This is a genomic window from Verticiella alkaliphila (assembly GCF_018904615.1).
Classification (GTDB): Bacteria; Pseudomonadota; Gammaproteobacteria; order Burkholderiales; family Burkholderiaceae_B; genus Verticiella; species Verticiella alkaliphila.
Genome location: NZ_JADCNH010000007.1, coordinates 96,216 through 120,687 on the forward strand (window position 1 = coordinate 96,216; position 24,472 = coordinate 120,687).

Annotated in this window: 24 protein-coding genes and 3 pseudogenes; 5 read left to right on the forward strand and 22 right to left on the reverse strand. The window is 67.5% G+C overall.

From position 1 onward, the window contains the following. Position 1: 1 nt before the first annotated feature. The 13 genes and pseudogenes from hisB to IMZ29_RS07450 all read right to left on the reverse strand — a co-directional run bounded on the left by hisB (position 2) and on the right by IMZ29_RS07450 (position 10,210). Positions 2-589, reverse strand: coding sequence for an imidazoleglycerol-phosphate dehydratase HisB (hisB, locus tag IMZ29_RS07390; RefSeq protein WP_216182448.1), 588 nt, complete (start codon positions 587-589; stop codon positions 2-4). 32 nt (positions 590-621) lie between these two features. Next, on the reverse strand, positions 622-1,935 hold the full coding sequence (gene hisD / locus IMZ29_RS07395) for a histidinol dehydrogenase (protein WP_216182291.1): 1,314 nt from the start codon (positions 1,933-1,935) through the stop codon (positions 622-624). 15 nt (positions 1,936-1,950) lie between these two features. After that, a pseudogene (hisG, locus tag IMZ29_RS07400) lies at positions 1,951-2,621 on the reverse strand (ATP phosphoribosyltransferase). Then, the gene (murA, locus tag IMZ29_RS07405) at positions 2,618-3,886 is read right to left on the reverse strand and encodes a UDP-N-acetylglucosamine 1-carboxyvinyltransferase (RefSeq protein ID WP_216182294.1); all 1,269 of its coding nucleotides are present in this window, start codon (positions 3,884-3,886) and stop codon (positions 2,618-2,620) included. The pseudogene hisG and the gene murA overlap by 4 nt, the downstream one beginning before the upstream one ends. A 52-nt stretch (positions 3,887-3,938) precedes the next feature. Continuing rightward, positions 3,939-4,190, reverse strand: a complete 252-nt coding sequence (locus IMZ29_RS07410) for a BolA family protein (RefSeq protein WP_216182297.1) — start codon at positions 4,188-4,190, stop codon at positions 3,939-3,941. A 2-nt stretch (positions 4,191-4,192) separates the two neighbouring features. Next, a complete protein-coding gene (locus IMZ29_RS07415) occupies positions 4,193-4,996 on the reverse strand; it encodes an ABC transporter permease (protein WP_216182451.1) in 804 nt (267 codons plus the stop codon). A gap of 92 nt (positions 4,997-5,088) precedes the next feature. After that, a complete protein-coding gene (locus IMZ29_RS07420; protein ID WP_216182300.1) occupies positions 5,089-5,922 on the reverse strand; it encodes an ABC transporter ATP-binding protein in 834 nt (277 codons plus the stop codon). Between the two features lie 81 nt (positions 5,923-6,003). Then, complete coding sequence (locus tag IMZ29_RS07425) at positions 6,004-6,660, reverse strand: MlaC/ttg2D family ABC transporter substrate-binding protein (protein WP_253206932.1); 657 nt, start codon at positions 6,658-6,660, stop codon at positions 6,004-6,006. Positions 6,661-6,678: 18 nt separating this feature from the next. Beyond that, positions 6,679-7,458: an MlaA family lipoprotein gene (locus tag IMZ29_RS07430; protein WP_216182303.1), complete on the reverse strand. Its 780-nt coding sequence runs from the start codon at positions 7,456-7,458 to the stop codon at positions 6,679-6,681. Further along, positions 7,455-7,976: an outer membrane lipid asymmetry maintenance protein MlaD gene (mlaD, locus tag IMZ29_RS07435; protein ID WP_216182306.1), complete on the reverse strand. Its 522-nt coding sequence runs from the start codon at positions 7,974-7,976 to the stop codon at positions 7,455-7,457. Before mlaD ends, IMZ29_RS07430 begins: the two co-directional genes overlap by 4 nt. A 12-nt stretch (positions 7,977-7,988) precedes the next feature. Then, complete coding sequence (gene mlaE, locus IMZ29_RS07440) at positions 7,989-8,777, reverse strand: lipid asymmetry maintenance ABC transporter permease subunit MlaE (RefSeq protein WP_216182308.1); 789 nt, start codon at positions 8,775-8,777, stop codon at positions 7,989-7,991. Further along, positions 8,774-9,631, reverse strand: a complete 858-nt coding sequence (locus tag IMZ29_RS07445) for an ABC transporter ATP-binding protein (protein WP_216182311.1) — start codon at positions 9,629-9,631, stop codon at positions 8,774-8,776. The genes mlaE and IMZ29_RS07445 overlap by 4 nt, the downstream gene beginning before the upstream one ends. Before the next feature lie 102 nt (positions 9,632-9,733). Then, positions 9,734-10,210 carry an Lrp/AsnC family transcriptional regulator gene (locus IMZ29_RS07450; RefSeq protein WP_216182314.1) on the reverse strand — a complete coding sequence of 159 codons (477 nt, stop codon included), beginning with the start codon at positions 10,208-10,210 and terminating at the stop codon, positions 9,734-9,736. Between the two features lie 155 nt (positions 10,211-10,365). Between IMZ29_RS07450 and phhA the strand changes: the two genes are divergently transcribed. Next, the gene (gene phhA, locus IMZ29_RS07455; RefSeq protein ID WP_216182317.1) at positions 10,366-11,244 is read left to right on the forward strand and encodes a phenylalanine 4-monooxygenase; all 879 of its coding nucleotides are present in this window, start codon (positions 10,366-10,368) and stop codon (positions 11,242-11,244) included. A gap of 43 nt (positions 11,245-11,287) precedes the next feature. Here the strand turns inward: phhA and IMZ29_RS22625 are convergent, their stop codons facing one another. The 4 genes and pseudogenes from IMZ29_RS22625 to IMZ29_RS07470 form a co-directional block, all read right to left on the reverse strand. Further along, entirely contained in the window at positions 11,288-11,689 is a 402-nt protein-coding gene (locus tag IMZ29_RS22625; RefSeq protein WP_371820154.1) for a Bug family tripartite tricarboxylate transporter substrate binding protein, read from the reverse strand. 61 nt (positions 11,690-11,750) lie between these two features. Next, positions 11,751-12,452 (reverse strand): annotated as a pseudogene (locus IMZ29_RS22630) (Bug family tripartite tricarboxylate transporter substrate binding protein); the annotation flags it as partial. Beyond that, positions 12,376-13,332, reverse strand: coding sequence for a 2-hydroxyacid dehydrogenase (locus tag IMZ29_RS07465; RefSeq protein ID WP_216182319.1), 957 nt, complete (start codon positions 13,330-13,332; stop codon positions 12,376-12,378). The pseudogene IMZ29_RS22630 and the gene IMZ29_RS07465, both read right to left, overlap by 77 nt. A gap of 13 nt (positions 13,333-13,345) precedes the next feature. Further along, positions 13,346-14,548: a mandelate racemase/muconate lactonizing enzyme family protein gene (locus IMZ29_RS07470; protein ID WP_216182321.1), complete on the reverse strand. Its 1,203-nt coding sequence runs from the start codon at positions 14,546-14,548 to the stop codon at positions 13,346-13,348. Between the two features lie 184 nt (positions 14,549-14,732). Between IMZ29_RS07470 and IMZ29_RS07475 the strand changes: the two genes are divergently transcribed. Then, entirely contained in the window at positions 14,733-15,443 is a 711-nt protein-coding gene (locus IMZ29_RS07475; protein ID WP_216182323.1) for a FadR/GntR family transcriptional regulator, read from the forward strand. Between the two features lie 46 nt (positions 15,444-15,489). On the opposite strand, the gene IMZ29_RS07480 is transcribed toward IMZ29_RS07475, so the two are convergent. Further along, the gene (locus IMZ29_RS07480; RefSeq protein WP_216182326.1) at positions 15,490-16,404 is read right to left on the reverse strand and encodes a LysR family transcriptional regulator; all 915 of its coding nucleotides are present in this window, start codon (positions 16,402-16,404) and stop codon (positions 15,490-15,492) included. A 71-nt stretch (positions 16,405-16,475) separates the two neighbouring features. Between IMZ29_RS07480 and IMZ29_RS07485 the strand changes: the two genes are divergently transcribed. From IMZ29_RS07485 to IMZ29_RS07495, 3 genes are all read left to right on the forward strand, one after another. After that, the gene (locus tag IMZ29_RS07485; RefSeq protein ID WP_216182328.1) at positions 16,476-17,696 is read left to right on the forward strand and encodes a CaiB/BaiF CoA transferase family protein; all 1,221 of its coding nucleotides are present in this window, start codon (positions 16,476-16,478) and stop codon (positions 17,694-17,696) included. Positions 17,697-17,698: 2 nt separating this feature from the next. Beyond that, positions 17,699-18,187: a MaoC family dehydratase gene (locus IMZ29_RS07490; protein ID WP_216182329.1), complete on the forward strand. Its 489-nt coding sequence runs from the start codon at positions 17,699-17,701 to the stop codon at positions 18,185-18,187. 107 nt (positions 18,188-18,294) lie between these two features. Beyond that, on the forward strand, positions 18,295-19,302 hold the full coding sequence (locus IMZ29_RS07495; protein WP_216182332.1) for a Bug family tripartite tricarboxylate transporter substrate binding protein: 1,008 nt from the start codon (positions 18,295-18,297) through the stop codon (positions 19,300-19,302). A 20-nt stretch (positions 19,303-19,322) separates the two neighbouring features. Here the strand turns inward: IMZ29_RS07495 and IMZ29_RS07500 are convergent, their stop codons facing one another. The 4 genes and pseudogenes from IMZ29_RS07500 to dcd all read right to left on the reverse strand — a co-directional run bounded on the left by IMZ29_RS07500 (position 19,323) and on the right by dcd (position 24,471). Beyond that, positions 19,323-19,745 carry an OsmC family protein gene (locus IMZ29_RS07500; protein ID WP_216182335.1) on the reverse strand — a complete coding sequence of 141 codons (423 nt, stop codon included), beginning with the start codon at positions 19,743-19,745 and terminating at the stop codon, positions 19,323-19,325. Positions 19,746-20,294: 549 nt separating this feature from the next. After that, positions 20,295-21,482 carry a BaiN/RdsA family NAD(P)/FAD-dependent oxidoreductase gene (locus IMZ29_RS07505; RefSeq protein WP_256445163.1) on the reverse strand — a complete coding sequence of 396 codons (1,188 nt, stop codon included), beginning with the start codon at positions 21,480-21,482 and terminating at the stop codon, positions 20,295-20,297. Beyond that, positions 21,479-23,736 (reverse strand): annotated as a pseudogene (locus tag IMZ29_RS07510) (Orn/Lys/Arg family decarboxylase). Before IMZ29_RS07510 ends, IMZ29_RS07505 begins: the two are co-directional and overlap by 4 nt. 171 nt (positions 23,737-23,907) lie before the next feature. Next, positions 23,908-24,471, reverse strand: coding sequence for a dCTP deaminase (gene dcd, locus IMZ29_RS07515; RefSeq protein ID WP_216182338.1), 564 nt, complete (start codon positions 24,469-24,471; stop codon positions 23,908-23,910). Between the last annotated feature and the right edge of the window lies 1 nt (position 24,472).

A 24,472-nucleotide genomic window follows, 5' to 3' on the forward strand; every position in this document is an offset into this window, starting at 1 on the left:
GTCAGAGCACTCCCTTGGTGGACGGCACGGCGCCATTCTGGCGTTCGTCGACTTCCAGCGCCATGCGCAGGGCGCGGCCAAAAGCCTTGAAGACGGTTTCGCACTGGTGATGCGCGTTCTCGCCGCGCAGGTTGTCGATGTGAAGCGTGACGAGCGCGTGGTTCACGAAGCCCTGGAAGAACTCGCGGGCCAGATCCACGTCGAACTGACCGATCATCGCACGCGTATAGGGCACGTGATAGGTCAGGCCCGGGCGGCCGGAGAAGTCCACCACGACGCGCGAGAGCGCTTCGTCCAGCGGCACGTAGGCGTGGCCGTAGCGGCGCAGGCCGGCCTTGTTGCCAGCCGCCTTCGCAAAGGCCTGGCCCAGGGTGATGCCCACGTCTTCGACCGTGTGGTGCGAGTCGATGTGCAGGTCGCCCTCGGCCTGGATGTCCAGGTCGATCAGGCCGTGGCGGGCGATCTGGTCCAGCATGTGGTCCAGGAAGGGCACGCCCGTGGCGATGCTCTGGCGGCCGGTGCCGTCCAGGTTGATGGCCACGCGGATGCGGGTCTCGTTGGTGTTGCGGGTGATGTCGGCGGTACGCATGGCGGATCCGGAATTGACGGGCGTCTCGGGCATCAGGGCTTCTCGAGGCGAAGCTCGGCACTACGGGCGTGGGCCTGCAGGCCCTCCCCATAGGCGAGCGTGGCGGCGACCCTGCCCAGGGTGGCGGCGCCGGCTTCCGAGACCTGGATCAGGCTCGAACGCTTCTGGAAATCGTACACCCCCAGCGGCGAGGAAAACCGCGCCGTGCGGGACGTGGGCAGCACGTGGTTCGGGCCGGCACAGTAATCGCCCAACGATTCGGAGCTGAAACGGCCCATGAAGATCGCGCCGGCATGACGGATCTGGTCGGCCCAGCGTTCCGGTTCGGCGGTGGAGATCTCCAGGTGCTCCGGCGCGATGTCGTTGGCGATGGCGCAGGCCTCGTCCAGATCACGCACGAGGATCAGGGCGCCGCGATCGCGCAGGCTGGTGCGGATGATGTCGGCGCGCGGCATCTCGGGCAGCAGACGGGCAATCGAGGCCTCCACGGCGTCCAGGTAGGCCGCGTCCGGGCACAGCAGGATGGATTGCGCGAGTTCGTCGTGCTCGGCCTGCGAGAAGAGATCCATCGCGATCCAGTCGGGCGGCGTCTGGCCATCACAGATCACGAGGATTTCGCTGGGGCCGGCGATCATGTCGATCCCAATGGTGCCGAACACCCGGCGCTTGGCCGCCGCCACGTAGGCGTTGCCGGGGCCGACGACCTTGTCGACCGGCGTGATGCTTTGCGTGCCGTAGGCGAGCGCGCCCACGGCCTGCGCACCGCCGATCGCCCAGATGCGGTCCACGCTGGCAATCGCAGCGGCCGCCAGCACGATGGGGTTGCGCGTGCCGTCGGGCATCGGCGTCACCATCACGATGTCGCCGACGCCGGCCACCTTGGCCGGGATCGCGTTCATCAACAGCGAGGAGGGGTACGCAGCCTTGCCGCCCGGCACGTACAGGCCGACGCGGTCCAGCGGTGTGATCTTCTGGCCCAGACGGGTGCCGTCGGCCTCGGTGTAGGACCAGGACTCGGCGCGCTGGCGCTCGTGGTAGAGGCGGATGCGCTCGGCGGCGGTTTCCAGCGCGGCGCGCTGCTCGGCCGGCAGCGCCGCGAGCGCAGCCTGGGCTTCAGCCAGCGGAATCTCGAGCGCGCTGATGTCGCGGGCGGCATGGCGATCGAACCGCTGCGTGTACTCGAGCACGGCATCGTCGCCGCGCGTACGCACGTCGGCAAGAATGCCCTGCACGGCCTGCTCGATCGAGGCATCCTCGCCCGATTCAAAGGCCAGCAGCTGGCGCAGCGTGGCGGCAAAGCCGTCGGCGCGGGTGTCCAGACGGCGGATCAGCGGAGTAGCGGACATCGCGGAGAAATCCTGTCACGAAGCACTGGCAGTGCGAAAGGCGTCGATCAGCGGCTCGAGCCGCGGACGCCGGGTCTTCAGGGCAGCCTGGTTGACGATGAGGCGCGAGGAAATGTCCATGATGTCTTCGACGGCGACCAGGTTGTTCGCCCGCAGCGTGCTGCCGGTGGAGACGAGATCGACGATGGCATCGGCCAGGCCCACCAGCGGCGCGAGCTCCATGGAGCCGTACAGCTTGATGATATCCACATGGACGCCCTTGGCCGCGAAATGTTCACGGGCGGCCTGGACGTACTTGGTCGCCACGCGAAGGCGCGCGCCTGGTACACGGCAGCTTCGTAGTCGAAGCCTGCCGGCACGGCCACGGACAGGCGGCATCGGGCAATACCCAGGTCCACCGGCTGGTAGAGCCCGCCCGGATGGCTGCTCTCGTGTTCGATCAGCACGTCCTTGCCCGCCACGCCCAGGTCGGCAGCGCCGGATTGCACATAGGTGGGAACATCTGACGCCCGCACAATGATGATGCGCAGATCCGGGTCGCTCGTCTCGATGATGAGCTTGCGGGTGCTCGACATGTCCTCGGACACGGTGACGCCGGCGGCGGCCAGCAGCGGCAGAGTTTCGTCGAAGATGCGGCCCTTGGACAGGGCCAGGGTCAGCGGGCGGCGTCCCGCGGGGGCGATCATGCGGACCTCCGGTCGGACACGCGCTCGATGCGCGCGCCCAGTTGCTGCAGTTTGTGCTCCATGCACTCGTAGCCACGATCCAGGTGATAGATGCGCTCGACGGTGGTGACACCGTCGGCCACGAGGCCGGCGATGACGAGGCTGGCCGAGGCGCGCAAGTCGGTGGCCATCACGGTGGCCCCCGACAGCGACGGCACGCCCTTCACGACGGCCGTGTGGCCGTCGATGGCGATGTCCGCGCCCAGGCGAATCAGCTCCTGCACGTGCATGAAGCGGTTCTCGAAGATGTTCTCGGTGATGACGGCGGTGCCATCGGCCACGGCATTCATGGCCATCAACTGGGCCTGCATGTCCGTGGCGAAACCCGGATACTCCTGCGTGCGAAAGCCCACGGCCGTCGGGCGGCGATCCATGCGCGCGCGGATGTTGTCGCCATCGCAGTCGATCGTCACGCCCGCCCGGCGCAGCTTGTCGATGACCGCGCCCATCGCCGCAGGCGGGGCCGCGCGCAGGATCGCATCGCCGCCCGCCGCACCCACGGCGCACAGGAAGGTGCCGGCCTCGATACGGTCGGCCATGACGCGGTAATCCACACCGTGCAGACGTTCCACGCCCTGGACCACGATGCGGTCGGTGCCATGGCCTTCGATCTGCGCGCCCATCGCGATCAGCATCTCAGCCAGGTCCACCACCTCCGGCTCGCGCGCGGCGTTGTCCAGCACGGTCTCGCCCTCGGCGAGCACGGCGGCCATCAGGAGATTCTCGGTGCCGGTGACGGTGATCATGTCGGTGCGCACGATGGCGCCTTTCAGGCGATCCGCCCGCGCCACCACGAAGCCATGCTCCACGCGCACGTCGGCGCCCAGCGCCGCCAAGCCCTTGATGTGCTGATCCACCGGACGCTGACCGATGGCGCAGCCGCCGGGCAGGCTCACCCGGGCTTCGCCGAAGCGCGCCACCAGGGGGCCCAGCACCAGGATCGAGGCACGCATCGTCTTCACAAGCTCATACGGCGCCTCGCAGGAGGTGAGCGCGTCGGCCTTGAGCACGAGCGTGCCGGCGCCCTCTTGCGCCACCTTCACGCCCATCTGGCCCAGCAAGCGCGACAGGGTGTTGATGTCGTTCAGCTGCGGCACGTTGGTGAGCCGCACGTCGTCGCCTGTCAGCAGGCTTGCGCACAGGATGGGCAACGCGGCGTTCTTGGCGCCGGAGACGACGACCTCGCCCTGCAGGCGCTGGCCGCCAGTGATGTTCAGTTTATCCATCGCATTCCAGGACGGCGGTGCCACGAGGGCGCCGCCAAAAGCATGTGGGGTGTCAGGCGCCGCGGGCAGCGTGCTCGGCGGGCGTGAGGGTGCGCATCGACAGCGCATGGATCTCGGCGCGCATCCGGTCGCCCAGCGCGGCATAGACCATCTGATGTCGGGCGATCGGGCGCTTGCCCTCGAAGCCCGCACAGACGATCGTGGCCTCGAAATGCTGGCCGTCACCCGCGACCTCGACGCGTTCGCACGCGAGGCCGTCCAGGATGTACTGGCGCACCTGTTCGGGGGTGGGCAGGGTTTGCATGGTCAACTCCGGAGCTTGTAGCCGCTGGCCAGCAAGCGCATCGCGCACGCGGCCAAGGCCAGGAAGACGCCGCCGACCACCGCCAGGCTGTGCCAAGGCGAGGCATCGGACAGGCCGAAGAAGCCGTAGCGGAACCCGTCGATCGCGTAGAACACCGGGTTCCAGTGCGAGACAGCCTGCCAGAAGGGCGGCAGCGTATTGATCGAATAGAACACGCCGGACAGGAAGGTGGCCGGCATGATGAGAAAGTTCTGGAACGCGGCGATCTGGTCGAACTTCTCGGCCCAGATGCCGGCGACCAGGCCGAGTGTGGCCATGTTGGCGCACGCGAGCACGGCGAAAGTGAGCATCCACAGCGGATGCGCGAGCATCGGCCCGGCAAAGATCAGCGTGACGAGCCACACGCCCATGCCCACCACGAGCCCGCGCACGACGGACGCGAGCACGTAGGCGCCGTAGAAGTCCAGATAGGACAGCGGCGGCAGGAGCACGAACACCAGGTTGCCCGTGACGCGACTCTGGATGAGCGAGGAAGACGCGTTGGAGAACGCGTTCTGCAGCATGCTCATCATCACCAGCCCGGGCACCAGGAAGTTGACGTACGGAATCTGGTCGTATACGCGGACGTGGTCTTCCAGCACATGCGCGAACACGAGCAGGTAGAGCAAGGCGGTGACCACAGGCGCGGCCACGGTCTGGAAGCTCACCTTGTAGAAGCGCAACAGCTCCTTGTAGAAGAGCGTCGGAAAGCCCGAGCCGCCGCGCAGATCAGGTACCTGCAGGGGCGTCTGCGCCGCAACGTCCATGCGGGTCGGTGCGGGCACGCCCTGCGGCCGGTGCTTGGGGGTGACGGGTGCCGCGGCGTCTGCGGCCATCTGCGCGGCCGTGCGATCCGCACTCATGCGCTCACCTCGGTCGGTTCGTCCTCGGCACGTGCGGCCTCGCTCGTGCCACCGGCCAGCGCCGGATCCCCCCGCATGATGCGCACGAAGGCCTCCTCGAGATCGGCACCACCCACCTGCCTGACGAGGGCGGCCGTGCGATCCAGGGCGACGATGCGCCCGGCCTTCAGCATGGCAACCCGGCCGCACAGGGCCTCGGCTTCTTCCAGGTAATGCGTGGTGAGCAGAATGGTGTGTCCTTGCTGATTCAGGCGGACGATGAATTCCCAGAGCGTGCGGCGCAGATCGACGTCCACGCCGGCCGTCGGCTCGTCCAGCACGATCACGGGCGGACGATGCACCAGCGCCTGCGCCACCAGCACGCGACGCTTCATGCCGCCCGACAGCGCGCGCATGTTCGTGTCGGCCTTGTCGGCCAGACCCAGGCTCGCGAGGATCTCGTCGATCCAGTCATCGTTACGGCGCAGGCCGAAGTAGCCCGACTGGATACGCAAGGTCTCACGAACGGTGAAGAAGGGGTCGAAGACGAGCTCCTGGGGCACCACCCCGAGGGCGCGACGTGCCCGGGCGGCATCGTGGGCCACATCGTAGCCACACACGGAGACATGCCCTTGCGTGGCGGCGGACAAACCCGCGAGCACGGAGATGAGTGTCGTCTTGCCGGCACCGTTCGGCCCAAGCAGCCCGAAGAATTCGCCCGCCTCGATGGTGAGATTGACGTCATCGAGCGCCTGAAAGCCTGGGGGCTGGGCGACGCCGCGCAGCCGCTGCCCGAGACTGCGGCGCGGCGTGTAGATCTTGGTGAGGTGTTCGATGCGAACGACGGACATGGTGGGGGCAATGAGGCCAAGCCGTCAATTATAGGCAATGCGGAGAACTGACGCCCCGCGAGGGGCGTCAGCGGGTACGGATTACTGATTGCGCTGGTTCAGCGTGGCGATCAGGCCGTCGATACCGTTCTGCTGGATCTGCTGGGCGAACTGGTTGCGATAGTTCTGGATCAACCAGATGCCTTCGACGCTGATGTCGTAGACGCGCCAGCCCTGGGACGTGCGCTCCAGGCGATAGTCCACGGCAGCCGGCTGGCTGCCGGGCTGACGGACCTGCGTGTTGACGACAACGTCGTCGGCCTTGGCATCGCCACGGAACGGCAGCATCACGATGCTGGTCTGGGGCGACACCTGGCGGAAGGCGCCGCTGTAGGTGCGCACGAGCGTGCCGCGAAAGCCTTGGACCAGCTGCTCACGCTGCTGCGGGCTGGCGTCGCGCCAGTTGCGGCCCACGGCCAGGCGCGTGGTCTTCTCGAAGTCCACATAGGGCAGAACGCGCTCGTCCACCACCTGGTTGATGCGGCGCACGTTGCCTTCCTGCAGCGCCTTGTCCTGCTTGAGCACGTTGAGCACGTCCTCGGCCACCGCCTTCACGAAGGCATCCGGGGCACCGTTGGGATCGGGTTTGGCCTGGGCCTGCACGGCACCCGCGGCAGCCAGCAGGGACAGGCCAGTCACGGCTGCCAGGGCACCGCGGCGCAGTGCCTTCCAGGGTTGGGAAGAAAGCATGAACATCATGAAACCATCCTTGTGTGATCAGGGGCGTGCCGGGGTCGCGGCAGGCGCCGTATCGGCGGGGTCGTCGTAGTCCGGCAGGTTGTAGTCCGGCAGTGCGTCCTTGCCCAGCGATTGATTGATAAGGGCCTGGCGCCGCTGCAGGTAGGCGTCACGCACGAAGCTGTACGGGTCCAGGGCAATGTCGTCGACCAGATCGCCCGTTTCGAGAAGGCGCTCGCGGTCGCTCACGACACGGAATCCCAACAGCGAGTTTCGTACCCGGATGTTGTCCATGTCGAAGAGCACGTTGCCGACCGAATCCACCGCCACGCCGGCCGTATCGCGCACGGTGCTCGGGCCGAGCAGCGGCAGAACGAGATAAGGTCCGGAAGGCAAGCCCCAGACACCCAGCGTGGAGCCGAAGTTGCGCGGGATCGAGGGCACACCTGCATCCGTGGCGACATCGAAGCAGCCCAGGCCGCCCACGGTGGTGTTCATGAGCACCCGGCCGACCATGTTGATGCCGTCCGGCACCTGGCCCTGCAGGAAGCTGTTGGCCGAATACCAGACGTCGCGCAGGTTGCCGAAGAAGTTGGCGGCGCAACTGCGCACCGGGCGCGGCGTCACGCGCTGGTAGGCCGTGGCCACCGGCTTCAACACGGCGCGATCGACGGTGTCGTTGAAGGCATAGATCGAGCGGTTCATGCCCTCCCAGGGGTCACGCGGATCCGGCGTGCCGGAAGTGGCGGCACAGCCCGCCAGGAGCAGGGCTGCGGCCGTGGCGGCCGCCGTGCGCGGGAACGTCGATGCTTGGGTCATGGTGTCTGGGGGGCAGGAGCGCTCTGGGGAGCCGGAGCACTGTTGTTGTTCGACGCCGTTCCCTGGTTGTTCGCCATGCTGTAGAGGAAACGGCTGATGAGATTCTCCAGGACGATGGCGCCCTGGGTATAGGTGATGCGCGCGTTATCGGCCAGCAGCTTGTCTTCGCTGCCGGGCTCGAGGCCGACGTACTGCTCGCCGAGCAGGCCCGACGTGAGAATACTGGCGGACGAGTCTGACGGGAATTCAATGCCTTGCTGCAGGCGCATGGTCACCAGGGCCTGGAAGGACTGGTCATCGAACTCGATCGATTCGACGCGGCCCACCACGACGCCAGCGCTGCGCACAGCCGAGCGCGCCTTCAGCCCGCCCACGTTGTTGAACTGGGCGGTGACCGTATAGCTGGGCCCCAGGGACACCGAGCCCAGGTTGCCGGCGCGCAGCGCCAGGAACGCCACGGCGGCCGCGCCCAGCAGCACGAACAGCCCTACCCAGAAATCCACCTTGCTACGTGCCATGAGAAACCTCGATCAATTACCGAACATCAACGCCGTGAGCAGGAAATCCAGCCCCAGCACGGCGAGCGAGCCGACCACCACCGTGCGGGTGGTCGCGCGCGAAACCCCCTCGGGGGTGGGACGGGCTTGCCAGCCTTGGAACAGCGCGATCAGCGTGACGGCCACGCCGAAGACCACGCTCTTGATGATGCCGTTGACGACGTCGTCGCGCACGTCGACACCCGCCTGCATCTGCGACCAGAACGCACCGTTGTCCACGCCGATCATCTGCACGCCGACCAGCCAGCCGCCCAGGATGCCCAGGGCGGAGAAGATGGCCGCCAGCACCGGCATGGCGATGATGCCGCCCCAGAGGCGTGGCGCGACGACGCGCCGCAGCGGATCGACGGCCATGACTTCCATGGCGGACAACTGCTCGCCGGCCTTCATGAGACCGATCTCGGCCGTCAGCGACGTGCCCGCACGCCCCGCAAAGAGCAATGCCGTGACCACCGGGCCGAGCTCGCGCACCAGCGACAGCGCCACGAGCACGCCCAGCGAATCCTCGGCGCCGAACCGGCTGAGGGTGTAGTACCCCTGCAGCCCCAGGACCAGCCCGACGAACGTGCCGGAGACGGCAATGATGACGAGCGAGTGATTGCCGAGGAAGTGCACCTGCTGCACGACGAGGCGGGGCCGGGCGAGGCAGATGCCCGTGCGGCCGAGCACCCCAAGCAGAAAGCGCGCGAAATACCCCAACGCGCCGATGCTCTCGCGCACGCGCCAGCCGATCCAGGAGATACCGTTGACCAACGCGCTCATGGCTTGTCCCCCCGCGCGCCCGGGGCACGACGCTGCTGCCGCTCCTGCCAGGCGAGGAATGCCGGTGTCTCGGCATAGTGAAAGGCGACGGGGCCATCCGGCTCGCCCTGCAGGAACTGCTGGACGTAAGGGTCCGGGCTTACCTGCATCTCGGCGGGTGTGCCGCCGGCCTTGAGCTCGCGTTGACCGACGAGGTAGGCATGATCGGCGATGGAGAAGGACTCCTGGACGTCGTGCGTGATGAGGAGCGAGGCGCAACCGAGCCGATCCGACAGGCTGCGGATGAGCTGCGCGGTGACCCCCATGGAGATCGGGTCCAGCCCGGCGAAGGGCTCGTCGTAGAGCACCAGCGCCGGATCGAGCACGATGGCGCGCGCCAGGGCCACCCGGCGGGCCATGCCGCCCGAGATCTCGGCCGGGCGCAGATGTGCCGCCGCGCGCAGACCGACGGCATACAAAGTCTCCAGGACCTTGTCGCGCAACTCGGCCTCGCCCAGCCGCGCATGCTCGCGCAGCGGGAACGCGACGTTCTCGAAGACATTCAGATCGGTGAAGAGCGCGCCTTGCTGGAAGAGCACGCCCATGCGCTGGCGCACCGCGCGCAGCGCATCGGCGCTCGCGGTGGCGAGATCCTGCCCGAAGGCGAGCACGCGCCCCTGCTGGGCCAAGATCTGGCCGGTGGCCGCGCGCAGCAGCGTGGTCTTGCCGCTGCCCGAGCCGCCCAGCAGTGCGACGACTTCGCCGCGACGCACCGTGATGTCGATGCCAGCCAGCACAGGCGCACCGCCATAACCGACAGCAAGGCCCTCGAAGACGAGAACAGCCTCGTCACCGGCGGAAGGGTTGGGATTCATAAGGCGGGATTCTACCAATCCGGAGACACAAGCTGACGAGCCGTGCGTGCTACGCGCCGTAACCCGTGAAACAATATTGTCTCAAAAAAGCCACATGCTGTCTCACAAGCCCACCGCCGTCGTCTCCTTGATGGTGCGAAGCACAAAGCTCGACCGCATGTCGACCACGGCGGGATGCTGCATGAGGGTGTCCATGGCGAATCGCGAGAAATGTGCCAGGTCCTCCACCTGGATCCGCAGCAGATAGTCCATGTCGCCCGTCGTGGCGTAGCACGCGGCCACCTCGGGCCAGCGCGCCACTGCGCGCGCGAAATCCGCGAGCGGCTCGTGATCGCCCTGGGCCTGCTTCTGCAGACGCACTTCGACGTAGGCCGCCAGACCGAAGCCGACCTTCTCGGCATCGACCAGCGCCACGTACTGGCGGATCACGCCCAGCGACTCCAGCCGGCGCACGCGTCGAAGACAGGGGCTGGGCGAGAGCGACACTCGCTCGGCGAGCTCCTGATTGGTCAGTCGGCAGTCGCGCTGCAACTCGGCAAGGATGCGCAGATCCGTTCGGTCAAGATCGATATCAGCCATGGCATTGCTCTACAGGGTCGATTTCGCGCATTTTATTGCGCGAACGCCGCCTTGAGAGGCCAACTTGGCAATCTTTCGCCCCGCCAATCTCCCTACAATTTTTCGATGGGTCTGCGCCTTGCGGCCCGCCTGGCGAACGCCACGAGGAGACAATCATGCAAACCACCGCCAAGCCCGTCACCTACGGCGCCAGCGATCGCCCGCCCCGTGGCGACTACTCCCGCGCCCGCGAAGACTACACCTGCGATCAGGGCTGGGACGCCTACACGGCAGACGAACACGGGCGCTACGCGCGGCTCGTTGCCCGCCAGCTCAAGCACGTCGAAGGTCGAGCCTGCGACGAATTCATCGCGGCGCTCTCCCACCTGGGCGACGCGCAGGGCATCCCGCGCTTCGAAAACATCAATCAACTGCTCAAGCCTGCGACTGGCTGGGAAATCGTCGCGGTGCCTGGCCTCATCCCCGAGCGCGAATTCTTCACCCTGCTCGCCAACCGACGCTTTCCGGTCACCTATTGGCTGCGCACGGAGGCCGAGTTCGATTACATCGTCGAGCCGGACCTCTTTCACGACCTGTTCGGCCACGTGCCGCTGCTCTTCGATCCCGTGTTCGCGGATTACATCCAGGCGTTCGGCGCCGGCGGGCTGAAGGCGGAGGGGCTGCATGCGCTGGAGTATCTGTCCCGAATCTACTGGTACACCGTGGAATTCGGCATCATGCAGACGCCCAAGGGCCTGCGCGCCTACGGCGCCGGCATCCTGTCCTCGGTGGGCGAACTCGAGCACTGCCTGACCTCGCCCCAGCCGAACCGGGTGGCCTTCGACGCGCTGCGCCTCATGCGCACGCGCTACAAGATCGACACCTACCAGGAAACCTACTTCGTGATCGAGAGCTTCGACGAGCTCTTCGACGCGACCGCGCCGGATTTCGCGCCCCTCTACCAGGCGCTGCGCGACCTGCCGGAGCTGCCAGCCAATGCCGTCGAGCCGGGGGAGCGCACCTACGCGCCCAACCCGCTCGCCCAGCCGGCCTGATCCGGCGATGCGTGGAGCCGGCCGCCGCGCGCGGCCGGCGCGTTCACATGAGCTGGATGTTGTTGTCCGTCACCACCTTGCCCCAATAATCGGCCTGCTCCTGCATCCAGGTGCTGAACTGCGCCGGCGTCTTGTCGACGGCTTCCGAGCCCAGGTCCGCGAGGCGCTGGTGCACCTCGGGCAGCGCGAGCACGCGCGCCACGTCAGCGTGGATCTTGTCGACGACGCGGGCTGGCGTGCCCGCGGGGGCGAACAGCCCCTGCCACGAGCCCGTCACGAAATCGGGTACGGCTTCGGCCACCGTCGGCGTCTGCGGAATCGGCGTGAAGCGCTCTGCGCTCGCCACGGCCAGCATCTTCACGCTGCCGTTCTTCACCAGGGGATAGGTGGCTAGGTAGCTGTTGAGCGCCGCGTCGATCTGACCGCCCGCGAGATCGGTCAGCACCTGCGAGCCCCCCCTTGTAGCCCACGGGCATCCAGCTGAAGCCCATCTGCTGGCCGAGCAGCACGCCGGCCAGATGGGTGATGCTGCCGGGCGTCTGGCCAAAGCTCAGGCTGTTGGGGTGCTGCTTCGCGTAGGCGGCGAGCTCGGGCAGCGTGTTGACCGGCAGATCCTTGCGAACCACGAGAATGTGGGGCGAATACGCCACGATCGAGACCGGGGCAAGGTCCTTCAACGGGCTGTAATTCAGGTTGGGATACAGTGCCGGCGAACTCGCGAGGCTGCTCGCGTCCATCAGCAGCAGATTCAGGCCGTCGGGATCGGACTTGGCCACGAGGGCCGCCCCGATGTTGCCGTTGGCACCCGCGCGGTTCTCGACCAGCACCGGCTGGCCCCATGCCTGGGACAGGTGCTGCGCCACCAGGCGCGCCAATACGTCCGAGGCGCCGCCCGGGGGATTGGGCACGACGATGCGCACCGGCTTGGTCGGGAAATCAGCCGCAACGGCGGGGGCGCCGCCGCTCGCGAACACGGCGGCAAGGGCCGCGAGCGCGGCAGTACGGGCGTGACGGCGCGGGCCGCGCAGGGCAGCCTTCAGAGTCGCAAGCATGGGTGTCTCCTGGTTCTCGTGGTGGGGGCCGTGGCCGGCGCGACGGGCCGGCTCACGGGTAACGCGCAGCCGCGCCGCGTCAGTGCGGCGGGCGGACGACGTAACGCAGCGGCTTGCCGGCAGCCAGACGCTGGATGTTCTCGGCGATGACGGCATAGCGACGGGCGAGCAGGCCTGGCGTCATGGCCGACACGTGTGGCGTGGCGCGCACGTTGGGCAGCCGGTGCAGGCCCAGGCGCGAGGGCGCGAGCGCGGCCTCACCGGGCTTGGGATACTGGTACCAGACGTCCAGCACAGCGCGGGCAAGCCGGCCTTCGGTCAGCGCTGCATGCAACGCGGCCTCGTCGACGACCTCGGCGCGCGCCACGTTCACGAGCATCGCGTGGGCAGGCAAGGCGGCCAGCGCCTCGCGCCCGATCATGCCTCGGGTGGCGTCGTCGAGCGGGCAGCACAGCACCAGCACATCGGTGCGCGGCAGCACCTCGAAGAGCGCCCGCACGGGGTGGCTCTCATGCACGCCGTCGGCCTCCTTCAGGCCACCGCGCCGGGTCAGGGCCACCACGTGCATACCCAGGGCACGGGCCCGCTGCGCCACCTCGCGGCCGATGTGGCCGTAACCCACCAGGGTCACCGTGCGTCCGTGCGCCTCGTGGTGCAAGGGCCGCCCCGCGTAGACCGCCGGCCAGCTTGTCTCGTCCAGCACGGCAGGCAGACGCCAGGGCTCCAGCGCATGCTCGAGGATGGCGTGCGTGACGAATTCGGCGATCGGGATCTCGTGTCCGTGCACATTGGCTACCGTACATTCCGGCGGCAACGCGGCGAACGCGATCTGCTCGGTACCGGCGCCCGGCACCTGCAGCAAACGGCAGTTCAGGCGGGCGGCTGCGGTCGCGTCCACGGCATTGGTGACGACCACGTCGGCCGGCGGGCCATCGGCCGGAAAGCCGGCCAGGCCTTCTACCTGATGATCGTCGCCGAGCAAGGCTTGCAGACGGGGCGTGTTGGGGGCGTGGAGCCCGACGATGTGGATGCGCATGATGGCGTTGGAGTCAGGAGGCGCGCGTCTCGCGCTGGATGAGATCGGGTTGCGCACGCAGCGCCGGGGTCAGGGCCGTGCCAAGGCCGGGTGTCGTTGGCGGCAAGGCCATGCCACCGCGCAGCACGGGCAGGTCGGTGACGAGCTCGCGATACCAGGTCGCGAGCGACGCACGCACCACTTCCTGGTAGATGGCAGTGGGTGCATGCAAGGCCATGTGCAGCCCGGCCATGAGGGTCACGGGGCCGGTGCAATCGTGCGGCGCCAGCGGCCGGGCATAGGCCTGGGCGAGCGCGGCGATCTTGCGGCCTTCGGTGAGTCCGCCGCACCAGGCCACGTCGAGCATCACTACGTCCAGCGCATCATTGGCGAGCAGGTCGCGAAACGGGCGCAATCCGGCGAGCGTCTCGCTGCCGCAGATCGGCACGCGGGTGCGCGAGCGCAGATCCCGCAGGCTTTGCGCATCGTCCATCTTGGCGATCGGATCCTCCACCCAGAAGATGTCGAAGTCCTCCAGGGCCTGGCAGATGCGCAGGGCCGCCGGCGCGCTCCACAGGCTGTGCAGCTCGCACATGACTTCGATGCGGTCACCCACGGCGGCACGGATCTTCTCGAAGGGAGCAAGCCCTTGCTTGAGCTCGGCCAGGCCGATGCGCTGGCCGCCGCTGGCCGGCGCGTGGATGTCGAACGGCCAGATCTTCATGGCCCGGTAGCCCTCCTCGACCAGGCTTTGCGCGAGCGTGCCGGCGTCGCGCATGAACGCGATCTGGTCGTCGTAGGGGCCCGCGCTCACGTCGGCCGCGCCGATGTCGCGCCGCTTGCCCGTGGTGTTGAAGGCGTAGCCCGCGCAGGTGTTGTAGACCGGCACGCTCTCGCGCGCACCACCGCCCAAGGCCACGTAGAGCGGCACGCCCTGGCGCTGGCCAGCCAGGTCCCACAGCGCAATATCGACCGCGCTGGCGGCCCGCGTCTCCGCCCCCGACGCGTTGAAGCCCACATATGGACTCAGCAGATGCCTTGAGATGGCTTCGATGTGCGTGGCGTCGCGGCCGATCAGCCAGGGAGCGATCTCCTCGTGCAGCACGGTCTCTACCGCCGCGGCCCCGCGGAAGGTTTCACCCAGGCCGGTGCGCCCGTCCTCAGTGTCCACCTCGAGCCAGATGAGGCTGGGACGATGCGCGAGGCGCAGCGTGCGCACGCAGGTGATTCGAGACATGCCAGGGCAACTCCAGAACGGCGATGCCACGGCGGCACCGGATGAAGGCATCTTCAGCGCGGCGCGTTTTTTCTGTCAATAGCTGTTAATAAAAAAGCCGCAATACGCCATAATCTGTCTGACAGCATTGGCATACGTCGCTTGCTATGCCTGCATTTCGATCCACTCCATCGCCCGGGCAGACATGACGCCTCCCACCCACGATCGCCTCCTGAGCGACAAGGTCTACGACGAACTCCTCGGCTTGCTCGGCACGCGAGGCTTCGAGCCGCAATCGCGCCTGCCTGGCGAGACGCAGCTCGCGCTGCGCTTCGGCGTGTCGCGACCGGTGCTGAGGCAGGCGCTCGCGCGCCTTCGCGCCGAAGGCCGCATCGTGGCGCGCAAAGGCTCGGGCAACTATGTGGGGGATCTGAGCGCAGAGCCGGTACTCGTGAGCTTCGGCCCGCTCACCAGCATTCCCGACGTGCGCAGCTTCCTGGAATTCCGCTGTAGTGTGGAAGGCGAGATCGCCGCCCACGCGGCACGGCACCACACGGCCGAGCAGCTCGCCCAGATCCGGCGCGAACGCGACCGCTTCGAGACGGCGCTGCACGAGGGCCACAGCGGGATCGAGGAAGACATCGCCTTTCACACCGCCATCACGCAGGCCAGCGGCAACCGTTTCTTCACGATGACCATGACGGCCCTGTGCGCGCAGACGCGATTCGGCATCCACCTGGTGCGCGGTTTGTCCGATCCCGGCACCCGCGAGCAGCGCCATGCTGCCGTCTGCCGTGAGCACGCCCGCATCGAGGCAGCCATCGCCGCCCGTGACGTCCCCGGCTCGCGCGCGGCGATGGCGGCTCATCTCACGGGCGGGATCGAACGTCTATTCCAGCATGCGGGCGGGGGTTGAGCCCCCGAGAGCACGACGCGCCTGGCGAGCGCAGTTGGGCAGTCGGTCAGCCCATATCCGCGGGGTCGTGGGCGCCCGTGAGCATCACGTCACGCAGCCGCAGCGCTGCCGGGCTCGGCGTGTGCCGCAGCAACACGAGCGACAGCGACAAGGCCCCGCGCGAGGCGGCATCGCGCAAGCGCACGAAGCGCACGGCCGGATGCGTGAACGAGCGCGTGACCCCCGGCACCAGCGCCACGCCCAGCCCGCTCGCCACCAGGCTCACCACCGTCTGCACCTGGGTGGCTTCCTGACCCACGTGCGGCTCGAAGCCCGCCTGGCGGCAGGCCGACAGCGCGGTGTTGTGCAACCCCGGCACACTGCCCGCCGCATAGGTGACGAACGACTCCTCACGACAATCCGCCAGGCCGACGGTGCGGCGCGCGGCCAGAGGATGGGTCGCCGGCACGACGAGCCAGAGGTCGTCGCGCTCCACTTCGTGCACCTCGATCACATCATCCGCCGTGACCGGACCGCGCACCACCGCCGCATCGAGCCGACTGTCGCGCAGTTGCGCGACAGCCTCCACGCTGGTGGCCTCCATGAGCTCGAGCCGGACCTGCGGGTAGCGATGCCGGAAGGCCGGCACGCAGCGGGGCAGCAACGCATAGGTGGCCGAACCCACGAAGCCCACCCGCAACCGCCCGCCTTCGCCCAGGGCCACCATGCGCGCAGCCTCGCGGCCCTGCTCGGCATGGAACAGCGCACGCCGCGCGTCGCCCAGGAGCGCGGCACCGGCGTCCGTGAGCGTCACGCCCCGCGCACCCCGCTCGAAGAGCGTGGCACCCACGGCGTCCTCCAGCTTGCGGATCGACACCGACAGCGCCGGCTGGGCGATGAACAAGGCCTGCGCAGCACGCCGGTAGCTGCCCAGCTCGGCGATCACGACGAACTGTCGGAGACTGCGAAGCTCGATAGCCATAGGGTTTCGCGATCGCTCGCTGCGGATTCGATATTGGACCCACCATAGTACCGCTCGCTAGAGTGGCCGGCATGACCCCTGCCCCTCCCCTCGCCGGTATCCGCGTCCTCGACCTGACCTCTGTCGTCTTTGGGCCCTACGCTGCGCAGTCCCTGGCCGACGCCGGCGCGGACGTACTCAAGATCGAGCCCCCGGCGGGCGACTCGACGCGCCTGACAGGCCCGGCCCGCGAGGCCGGGATGGCGGCGATCTTCCTGGGCGTGAACCGCAGCAAGCGCAGCGTGGTGCTCGATCTGAAACAGCCCTCGGCCCGCGCCGCCCTGCTCGCGCTCGTGGACCAGGCCGACGTCTTCATGCACAGCGTGCGGCCCCAGAAGATGGCCGCACTCGGTCTGGATCCCGACACGCTGCGCCGACGCAATCCGCGCCTGGTCTACGCTGGCCTGCACGGCTTTGGCGAGACCGGCCCCTATGCGGGCCAGCCCGCCTACGACGATATCGTGCAGGGCATGAGCGGTCTTGCCGACCTCATGGCACGGCAGACGGGCGAGCCCCGCTACCTGCCGACCATCGCCGCGGACAAGACCTGCGGCCTCGTGGCCGCGCAAGCCATTCTCGCCGCCCTCTTCGCCAGGGAGCGCACGGGCGAAGGCCAGTTCGTCGAAATCCCGATGTTCGAATCCATGGTGTCCTTCACCCTGCTCGAACATTTCTACGGCCGTCACGTGGGCGAGCGCGGTCCCGACGCCACGGGCTACCCGCGCGTGCTCGCGCCATGGCGGCGCCCGTACCGCACGGCCGACGGCCACCTCTGCCTGATGCCCTACACCGATGCGCACTGGCAACGCTTCTTCGCCCACGCCCATCCTGCCGCCGTGGGCGACGCACGCTTTGCCAGCATGTCGGCCCGGACCACGCATATCGCCGCGCTGTACGCCCTGCTGGGCGAGATCGTCTCCACACAGCCCACGGCGTACTGGCTGGACCTCTGCCAGCGGCTGGAGATCCCCGCCGCCCCGCTCGGCCGACTCGATGCCCTCGAAGACGATCCGCATCTGAAGGCCGTGGACTTCTTCGTCGATGTGCCTGACGCGGCCGTCGGCAGCTATCGCCTCACCCGCAGCCCGGTGCGCTACGCAGGCGTCAGCGCCACGCCCGGGCGCCCGCCGCGACTGGGCGAGCACACGCGCGCCGTCCTTGCCGAAGCCGGGCTGTCCGAGGCCGACATCGCGGCTCTGATCGCCGAGGGTGCTGCCGTGCAGGCGCCCGTTCCCGACATCACCGGAGCCTGAGCATGTCCCACACCGCCTCATCCGCCACCGCGGTCATCCAGCTCGGCCAGGGCTACACCTGGGAGCAACTGCACCCAGGCATGCGCCTGCGCACGTTCGGGCGCACCGTGACCGAAGCGGACCTCGTCGGCTTCATCAACGTCACCGGCATGCTCGAGACCCTCTTCATCGACACCACCTGGGACGGCGCCATGCGCGGGCGCCCGGTGCCGGGCGCGCTCACCTACACCCTCATCGAAGGGCTCATCCTGCAGAGCATGATCCAGGGCACCGGTCTTGCCATGCTGGAGCTCACGCAGACGATCGAGGCCCCCGTGTGCGTGGGCGACACCGTGCATGGCGAGATCGAGGTGACAGCGATCCGCCCGACGTCGCGGCACAACCGGGCCGTGGTCACCTCGCGCATCGACGTGATGAACCAGGCGGGGCAGCGCGTCATGACCTACACCGCGACCCGGCTGCTAGCCGGTGCGGCAGCAACGCCAGCCTGACGTGACAAGGCCCGGCGGCTCGCCCAACGCGGGCGGCGCGGCGCAGGGCCCGGCGTGCTGCCCGATGGTGGCATGGCCGTGAAGGACAGAACCGATGTCGACCAGGCATGAGACCTGGCTTTTTGGAGGAGACTGTCGTGACCCGATTCGCCCCCCTGCTGCTGCCCGTGGCCCTGGCCGCCGCTTCCCTGGCAGGCACGGCGCCTGCCCTCGCAGCCGATTACCCCAGCCGCCCCATCACGCTCGTCGTGCCCTTCCCCGCCGGCGGGCCGACCGACCTCATCGCGCGCGTGCTGGCCACGCAGCTCACGCAGCAGATGGGCCAGACGGTCGTGGTGGAGAACAAGGGCGGCGCCAACGCCAACATCGGCATGCAATACGTCGCTGCCGCCAAAGCCGATGGCTACACGCTGCTCTACAACACGTCGTCCATCGCGCTCAATCCCAATCTCTATGCCAAGCTCGCCTACGACCCGCGCCAGGATTTCGCCCCCATCAGCACCACCGCCGTCGTGCCGATGGTGCTCCTGACCCATCCGTCCGTGCCGGCCCAGAGCGTGGCCGAGTTCGTCACCTATGCGCGCGCCCATCCGGGCAAGCTCTCCTATGCCTCGGCGAGCGCCGGTAACGTGACGCATCTGGGTGCCTTTCTCTTTCTGCAGTCGGCCGGGGTGGACGCGGTGCACATTCCCTATCGCGGCAGCGCGCCGGCGCTGGCGGATCTCGCGGGCGGGCAGGTGCAGTTCATGGTCAACACGATCAACGATTCGCGCGCCTTCGTGGCCGACAAGCGGGTGAATGCGCTGGCTGTGACCAGCGCTCAGCGCAGCGCGGTGCTTCCCGACGTGCCGACACTTGCGGAGACGGTGGCGCCGGGATTCGACATGGGGGCGTGGCAAGGGGTGGTCGCACCCGCCGGCACGCCGCCGGCCGTGGTGACGCGACTGAACGAGGAGATCCGCACGGCGCTGGCCTCGGACACGATGCGACAGCAGCTGGCCCAGCAAGGAGCACAAGTGCTGGGCTCCACGCCGGATGATTACGCGCGCTATCTCGAGAGCGAGATCACGCGCTGGGGCGAGGTGGTGCGCGCCGCCGGGGTGCAGCTGGACTGATCCCCTGGCGCGCCGCGGTGTCAGGCCTCGACGACTTCGACCGACCAGCTCATCTCGGCCGTCTTGCCCAGCATGGCGGAGGCCGAGCAGTATTTGTCGTGCGAGAGCTGTACCGCGCGCTCGACGGCCGCCTGGGGCAAGCCCTTGCCCGTCACGGTGAAGGCGAAGTGGATCTTGGTGAAGACCTTGGGGTCGGTCTCGGCACGCTCGGCTTTCAGCGCCACGCTGCAACCCTGGATGGCATGACGACCCCGTTTCAGGATCAGCACGACGTCATAGGCAGCGCAGCCGCCGGTACCGGCCAGGAGCAGTTCCATGGGGCGCGGGGCGAGGTTGTTGCCGCCGCCCTCCGGCGCGCCATCCATGACGGCCACGTGGCCACTGCCCGTCTGTGCCGTGAAGAGCATGCCCTGCGGGCCGCCCCAATTGACTGTGCATTGCACGATGACTTTCCTTTGTGTTGCGGGGTGTACGGAGAGAGCGCCAGTATGTGAGAGCCGCGCATGCCCGGTCAAATCGGTTGCCATGGCGCTAGTGCAGTGCAACATGCAAGCAGAGGTTGCGCAGGGGTCGCAGCGGGGGAAACCCTGAGATTTTTGGGTGAAATTGAAACCAAAAGAAACCAAGCCAGCACGTAGGGGTTAATACCCAGTTCAGCAAGGCATTGATTTCAATGATCTTTTTTTGGAAAAATTCTGCTCTAGGGTCTGCCCCGGCTTGACGTTGCACTGGATTGGGGTTCTTGCATTGCACAAAGCACTTCCCTATAATTCAGTCATCGGATGTCGAAACGCAGCGCGGAACCCGCCACGAATCGACTCCCACCAGTGTCTCCTCCACCCTCCTCCTTTGGTGGATTTAGCCCGAAGCCGCAAGGCCTCGGGCTTTTTTTTGTCTGTTTTCCGGCCAAAGATGAGGATGTCGCCGCCACGCCGTGGCGGCTCGGGTTCAGATCAGCAATGTGAAAGCGCCGGTTGTCGACGCCGGTGGCGCTAGAGCGCCTGCCCGCAGGCCGCACCCGAGGCCCACGCCCACTGGAAGTTGTAGCCCCCCAGCCAGCCGGTCACATCGACCGTCTCGCCGATGAAGTACAGGCCGGGCTGACGCCGGGACTGCATGTCCTGCTGATTGAGTTCACGCGTGTCCACCCCACCCCGCATGACTTCCGCCTTGCGGTAGCCGGCGGTGCCCGTGGGCACCAGCGACCACGCCTGGAGCGACGCACCCAGCGCGCGCAGTGCCTTGTCGCCCAGATCCGCCAGGCGCTTGCCCGCCAGACCCTGAGCGGCCAGCCAATGATCGGCCAGGCGTCGCGGCAATAGCCCGGCCAGCACGGTGTCGATCTGCTGGCGTGAGCCGGGTTTGGCCTGCACGAGCGCCTCGGCCAGGTCCACGCCTGGCGCGAGATCCACCGCGATCGGCTCACCCGGATTCCAGTAGCTGGAGATCTGCAGCACCGCGGGCCCCGAGAGGCCCCGGTGCGTCACGAGCAGGTCCTCGCGGAACTGTCCAGCGGTCTTGCCCTTGCCCGTCGCGATGTCGACCTCCAACGCCACGCCCGACAGGGCGGACCAGCCGGCCCATTGCTGCGCGTCGAAGGTGAGCGGCACGAGCGCCGGGCGCGGCTCGATGATCTTCAGCCCGAACTGGCGTGCCAGCCGCAGACCGAAATCCGTGGCCCCCAACTGAGGAATGGCCATGCCACCGGTGGCGACGACCACCCGCGCCGCGCGGATGGGCCCGCTGCTGGTGTCCAGCACGTAGCCCTCGCCCTCGGTGCGCACGGCCTCGACCGAGCACGGCATGCGCCAGGCCACGCCACCCGCGTCGCACTCCGCACGCAGCATCGCGATGATGGCTTCGCTGGAATCATCGCAGAAGAGCTGCCCGCGATGCTTTTCGTGCCAGGCGATGCGGTGGCGGCGCACAAGCGCGAGGAAATCCTGCGGTGTGTAGCGCGCAAGCGGCGAGCGGCAGAACTGCGGATTGGCCGACAGGTACGCGTTGGGCGGCGTCTCGCGATTGGTGAAATTGCACCGCCCGCCTCCCGAGATGCGGATCTTCTCGGCCAGGCGGCTGGCGTGGTCGATGAGGACGACACGCCGCCCGCGCTGGCCGGCCACGGCCGCGCACATCATGCCGGCTGCGCCGGCGCCGATGACCGCGACGTCGAAGCTCAATCCTTCACGCAATCCACGTAGTAGCGCTTCTGGCCCGGCGCCACCGTCTCTTCGACCAGACCGTGGATGTCCGTCTCGAAGCCCGGGAACTGCTCGTTGAAGCGGCTCGCGAACTGCAGGTACTGCACGATCGTCTTGTTGAAGCGCTCGCCCGGGATGAGCAGCGGGATGCCCGGCGGGTACGGCGTGAGCAGCGCGCTGGTGATGCGCCCTTCGAGCTGGTCGATCTCCACGCGCTCGATCTCGCGGTGCGCCATCTTGGCAAAGGCGTCCGAGGGCTTCATCGCGGGCTGCATGTCCGACAGATACATCTCCGTCGTGAGGCGCGCCACGTCGTTGGCACGATACATGTCGTGCAGGCGCTGGCACAGGTCGCGCAGGCCCCAACGTTCATAGGTGGGCGCGGACTTGCAGAACTCCGGCAGGATGCGCCACATCGGCTGGTTGCGGTCGTAGTCGTCCTTGAACTGCTGCAAGGCGGCCAGCATCGTGTTCCAGCGGCCCTTGGTGATGCCGATGGTGAACATGATGAAGAACGAGTAGAGCCCGGTCTTCTCGACGACGACGCCGTGTTCGGCGAGGTACTTGGTGACCACGGCCGCCGGAATGCCCGTCTCGGCGAACTGACCGGACACGTCCAGGCCCGGCGTGACCACCGTGGACTTGATCGGGTCCAGCATGTTGAAGCCGGGGGCCAGGTCGCCGAAGCCGTGCCAACGGTCATTGGCCTTCAGAACCCAATCCTCGCGCTTGCCCACGCCCTCGGACGCCAGCTTGTCCGGACCCCAGACCTTGAACCACCAGTCGTTGTGGCCGAACTCGGCCTCCACCTTGCGCATGGCGCGGCGGAACTCGAGCGCCTCGTGGATGCTCTCTTCGACGAGCGCGGTGCCGCCCGGGGGCTCCATCATGCCGCGGCCACGTCGCAGGACGCGATGATCGCGTATTGCGGCGAGGTGGACATGTGCATGAGGTAGGCCTCATTGAACATGTAGCGGTCGAGCTGACGGTTCTCGGATTCCTGCACGAGGATCTGCGAGGCCTGCGACAGCCCGGCCAGCATCTTGTGCGTGGAGTGCGTGGCGAACACCATCGCGTCCTCGCTGCGCGGACGGTTGCGGCCGATGGCGTGCATGTCCGTGTAGAACTCGTGGAACGCGGCGTGCGGCAGCCAGGCTTCATCGAAGTGCAGCGTGTCGACCGACGAGCCCAGCGTCTGCTTGATCATCTCGACGTTGTAGATGACCCCGTCGTACGTGCTCTGCGTGATCGTGAGGATGCGCGGCTTCTTGTTCAGCGCCTCGCGCGCGAACGGGTTGGCCTCGATCTTCTTCTGGATGGTGTCCGGGTGGAACTCCGACAGCGGGATCGGGCCGATGATGCCCAGGTTGTTGCGCGTGGGCTGCAGGAACACCGGGATCGCGCCCGTCATGGTGATCGCGTGCAGGATCGACTTGTGGCAGTTGCGGTCCACCACGACCACGTCGCCGGGCGCCACGTTGGCGTGCCAGACGATCTTGTTGGAGGTGGACGTGCCGTTGGTCACGAAGTAGCAGTGATCGGCATTGAAGATGCGCGCGGCGTTGAGTTCGGACTGCGCCACCGGGCCCGTGTGGTCCAGCAATTGACCGAGTTCGTCCACGGCGTTGCACACGTCGGCGCGCAGCATGTTCTCGCCGAAGAACTGGTGGAACATCTGGCCCACGGGGCTCTTCAGGAAGGCGACGCCGCCCGAGTGCCCCGGGCAGTGCCAGGAGTACGACCCGTCCTGGGCGTACTTGAGCAGCTCGCGAAAGAACGGCGGCGCCAGCCCATCGAGGTAGCTGCGGGCTTCGCGGATGATGTGCCGGGCCACGAACTCGGGCGTGTCCTCGAACATGTGGATGAAGCCGTGCAGCTCGCGCAGGATGTCGTTCGGGATGTGCTGCGAGGTGCGCGTCTCGCCATACAGATAGATCGGGATGTCGGCATTGCGAAAGCGCAGCTCGCCGATGAAGGCGCGCAGGTTCTTGATCGCGTTGGCCACGTCCTCGGGCGAATCGACGTCGAACTCTTCGTCGTCGATCGACAGGATGAAGGCGCTCGCCCGGCTCTGCTGCTGGGCGAAGGAGCTCAGATCGCCATAGCTCGTGACGCCCAGCACTTCGACGCCCTCGGCCTCGATGGCCGACGCAAGCGCGCGGATGCCGAGCCCGGAAGCGTTCTCGGAGCGGAAATCTTCATCGATGATGACGATGGGGAAGCGGAATTTCATGGCGTCCACCTGGGGAGACGAAAGTGCAGGATCCGGGCGCGGCGCCGGGTCGTGGACGGCGCGCGGGCCGCCGGGGGGCGATGCAAACCGGCGAGTGTAACGCTGCTGGCCCGTCGAGCCGATGACAGCGCCCGCTCGCGTTGCACGAATGCCGCGCCGGCCCCGGCTCGCTCAAGTGCGCGGCAGTGTCACGCCGCGCTGGCCCTGGTACTTGCCGCCGCGGTCGCGGTAGGAGGTCTCGCAGACCTGGTCACCACCCAGGAACAGCATCTGGGCGCAGCCTTCGCCCGCGTAGATCTTGGCGGGCAGCGGGGTGGTGTTGGAGAATTCCAGCGTGACGTGGCCTTCCCACTCGGGCTCGAGCGGGGTCACGTTCACGATGATGCCGCAGCGCGCATAGGTGCTCTTGCCGAGGCAGATGGTGAGCACGTCGCGCGGAATGCGGAAGTACTCCACCGTGCGCGCAAGGGCGAACGAATTCGGCGGGATGATGCAGACATCACCCTTGAAATCCACGAAGGATTTCTCGTCGAACGCCTTCGGGTCGACGATGGTGGAGTTGATGTTGGTGAAGATCTTGAATTCGTCGGCGCAGCGCACGTCGTAGCCATAGCTGCTGGTGCCATAGCTCACGATGCGTCGCCCATCGACCTCACGCACCTGCTCGGCAGCAAAGGGTTCGATCATGCCCGACTGGGCCGCGGTGCGGATCCAGCGGTCGCTTTTGATGCTCATG

Excerpts from the sequence above, each read along its gene's own strand:
- IMZ29_RS07470 (WP_216182321.1), bottom strand. The coding sequence starts at position 14,548 with ATGTCTCGAATCACCTGCGTGCGCACGCTGCGCCTCGCGCATCGTCCC.
- IMZ29_RS07485 (WP_216182328.1), top strand. The coding sequence starts at position 16,476 with ATGACCCCTGCCCCTCCCCTCGCCGGTATCCGCGTCCTCGACCTGACC.
- IMZ29_RS07445 (WP_216182311.1), bottom strand. The coding sequence starts at position 9,631 with ATGAATCCCAACCCTTCCGCCGGTGACGAGGCTGTTCTCGTCTTCGAG.
- hisB (WP_216182448.1), bottom strand. The coding sequence starts at position 589 with ATGCGTACCGCCGACATCACCCGCAACACCAACGAGACCCGCATCCGC.
- mlaD (WP_216182306.1), bottom strand. The coding sequence starts at position 7,976 with ATGGCACGTAGCAAGGTGGATTTCTGGGTAGGGCTGTTCGTGCTGCTG.
- IMZ29_RS07465 (WP_216182319.1), bottom strand. The coding sequence starts at position 13,332 with ATGCGCATCCACATCGTCGGGCTCCACGCCCCCAACACGCCCCGTCTG.
- IMZ29_RS07480 (WP_216182326.1), bottom strand. The coding sequence starts at position 16,404 with ATGGCTATCGAGCTTCGCAGTCTCCGACAGTTCGTCGTGATCGCCGAG.
- IMZ29_RS07450 (WP_216182314.1), bottom strand. The coding sequence starts at position 10,210 with ATGGCTGATATCGATCTTGACCGAACGGATCTGCGCATCCTTGCCGAG.
- hisD (WP_216182291.1), bottom strand. The coding sequence starts at position 1,935 with ATGTCCGCTACTCCGCTGATCCGCCGTCTGGACACCCGCGCCGACGGC.
- IMZ29_RS07425 (WP_253206932.1), bottom strand. The coding sequence starts at position 6,660 with ATGATGTTCATGCTTTCTTCCCAACCCTGGAAGGCACTGCGCCGCGGT.
- IMZ29_RS07415 (WP_216182451.1), bottom strand. The coding sequence starts at position 4,996 with ATGGACGTTGCGGCGCAGACGCCCCTGCAGGTACCTGATCTGCGCGGC.
- dcd (WP_216182338.1), bottom strand. The coding sequence starts at position 24,471 with ATGAGCATCAAAAGCGACCGCTGGATCCGCACCGCGGCCCAGTCGGGC.
- phhA (WP_216182317.1), top strand. The coding sequence starts at position 10,366 with ATGCAAACCACCGCCAAGCCCGTCACCTACGGCGCCAGCGATCGCCCG.
- IMZ29_RS07475 (WP_216182323.1), top strand. The coding sequence starts at position 14,733 with ATGACGCCTCCCACCCACGATCGCCTCCTGAGCGACAAGGTCTACGAC.
- murA (WP_216182294.1), bottom strand. The coding sequence starts at position 3,886 with ATGGATAAACTGAACATCACTGGCGGCCAGCGCCTGCAGGGCGAGGTC.
- IMZ29_RS07495 (WP_216182332.1), top strand. The coding sequence starts at position 18,295 with ATGAGACCTGGCTTTTTGGAGGAGACTGTCGTGACCCGATTCGCCCCC.
- IMZ29_RS07430 (WP_216182303.1), bottom strand. The coding sequence starts at position 7,458 with ATGACCCAAGCATCGACGTTCCCGCGCACGGCGGCCGCCACGGCCGCA.
- mlaE (WP_216182308.1), bottom strand. The coding sequence starts at position 8,777 with ATGAGCGCGTTGGTCAACGGTATCTCCTGGATCGGCTGGCGCGTGCGC.
- IMZ29_RS07490 (WP_216182329.1), top strand. The coding sequence starts at position 17,699 with ATGTCCCACACCGCCTCATCCGCCACCGCGGTCATCCAGCTCGGCCAG.
- IMZ29_RS07410 (WP_216182297.1), bottom strand. The coding sequence starts at position 4,190 with ATGCAAACCCTGCCCACCCCCGAACAGGTGCGCCAGTACATCCTGGAC.
- IMZ29_RS07420 (WP_216182300.1), bottom strand. The coding sequence starts at position 5,922 with ATGTCCGTCGTTCGCATCGAACACCTCACCAAGATCTACACGCCGCGC.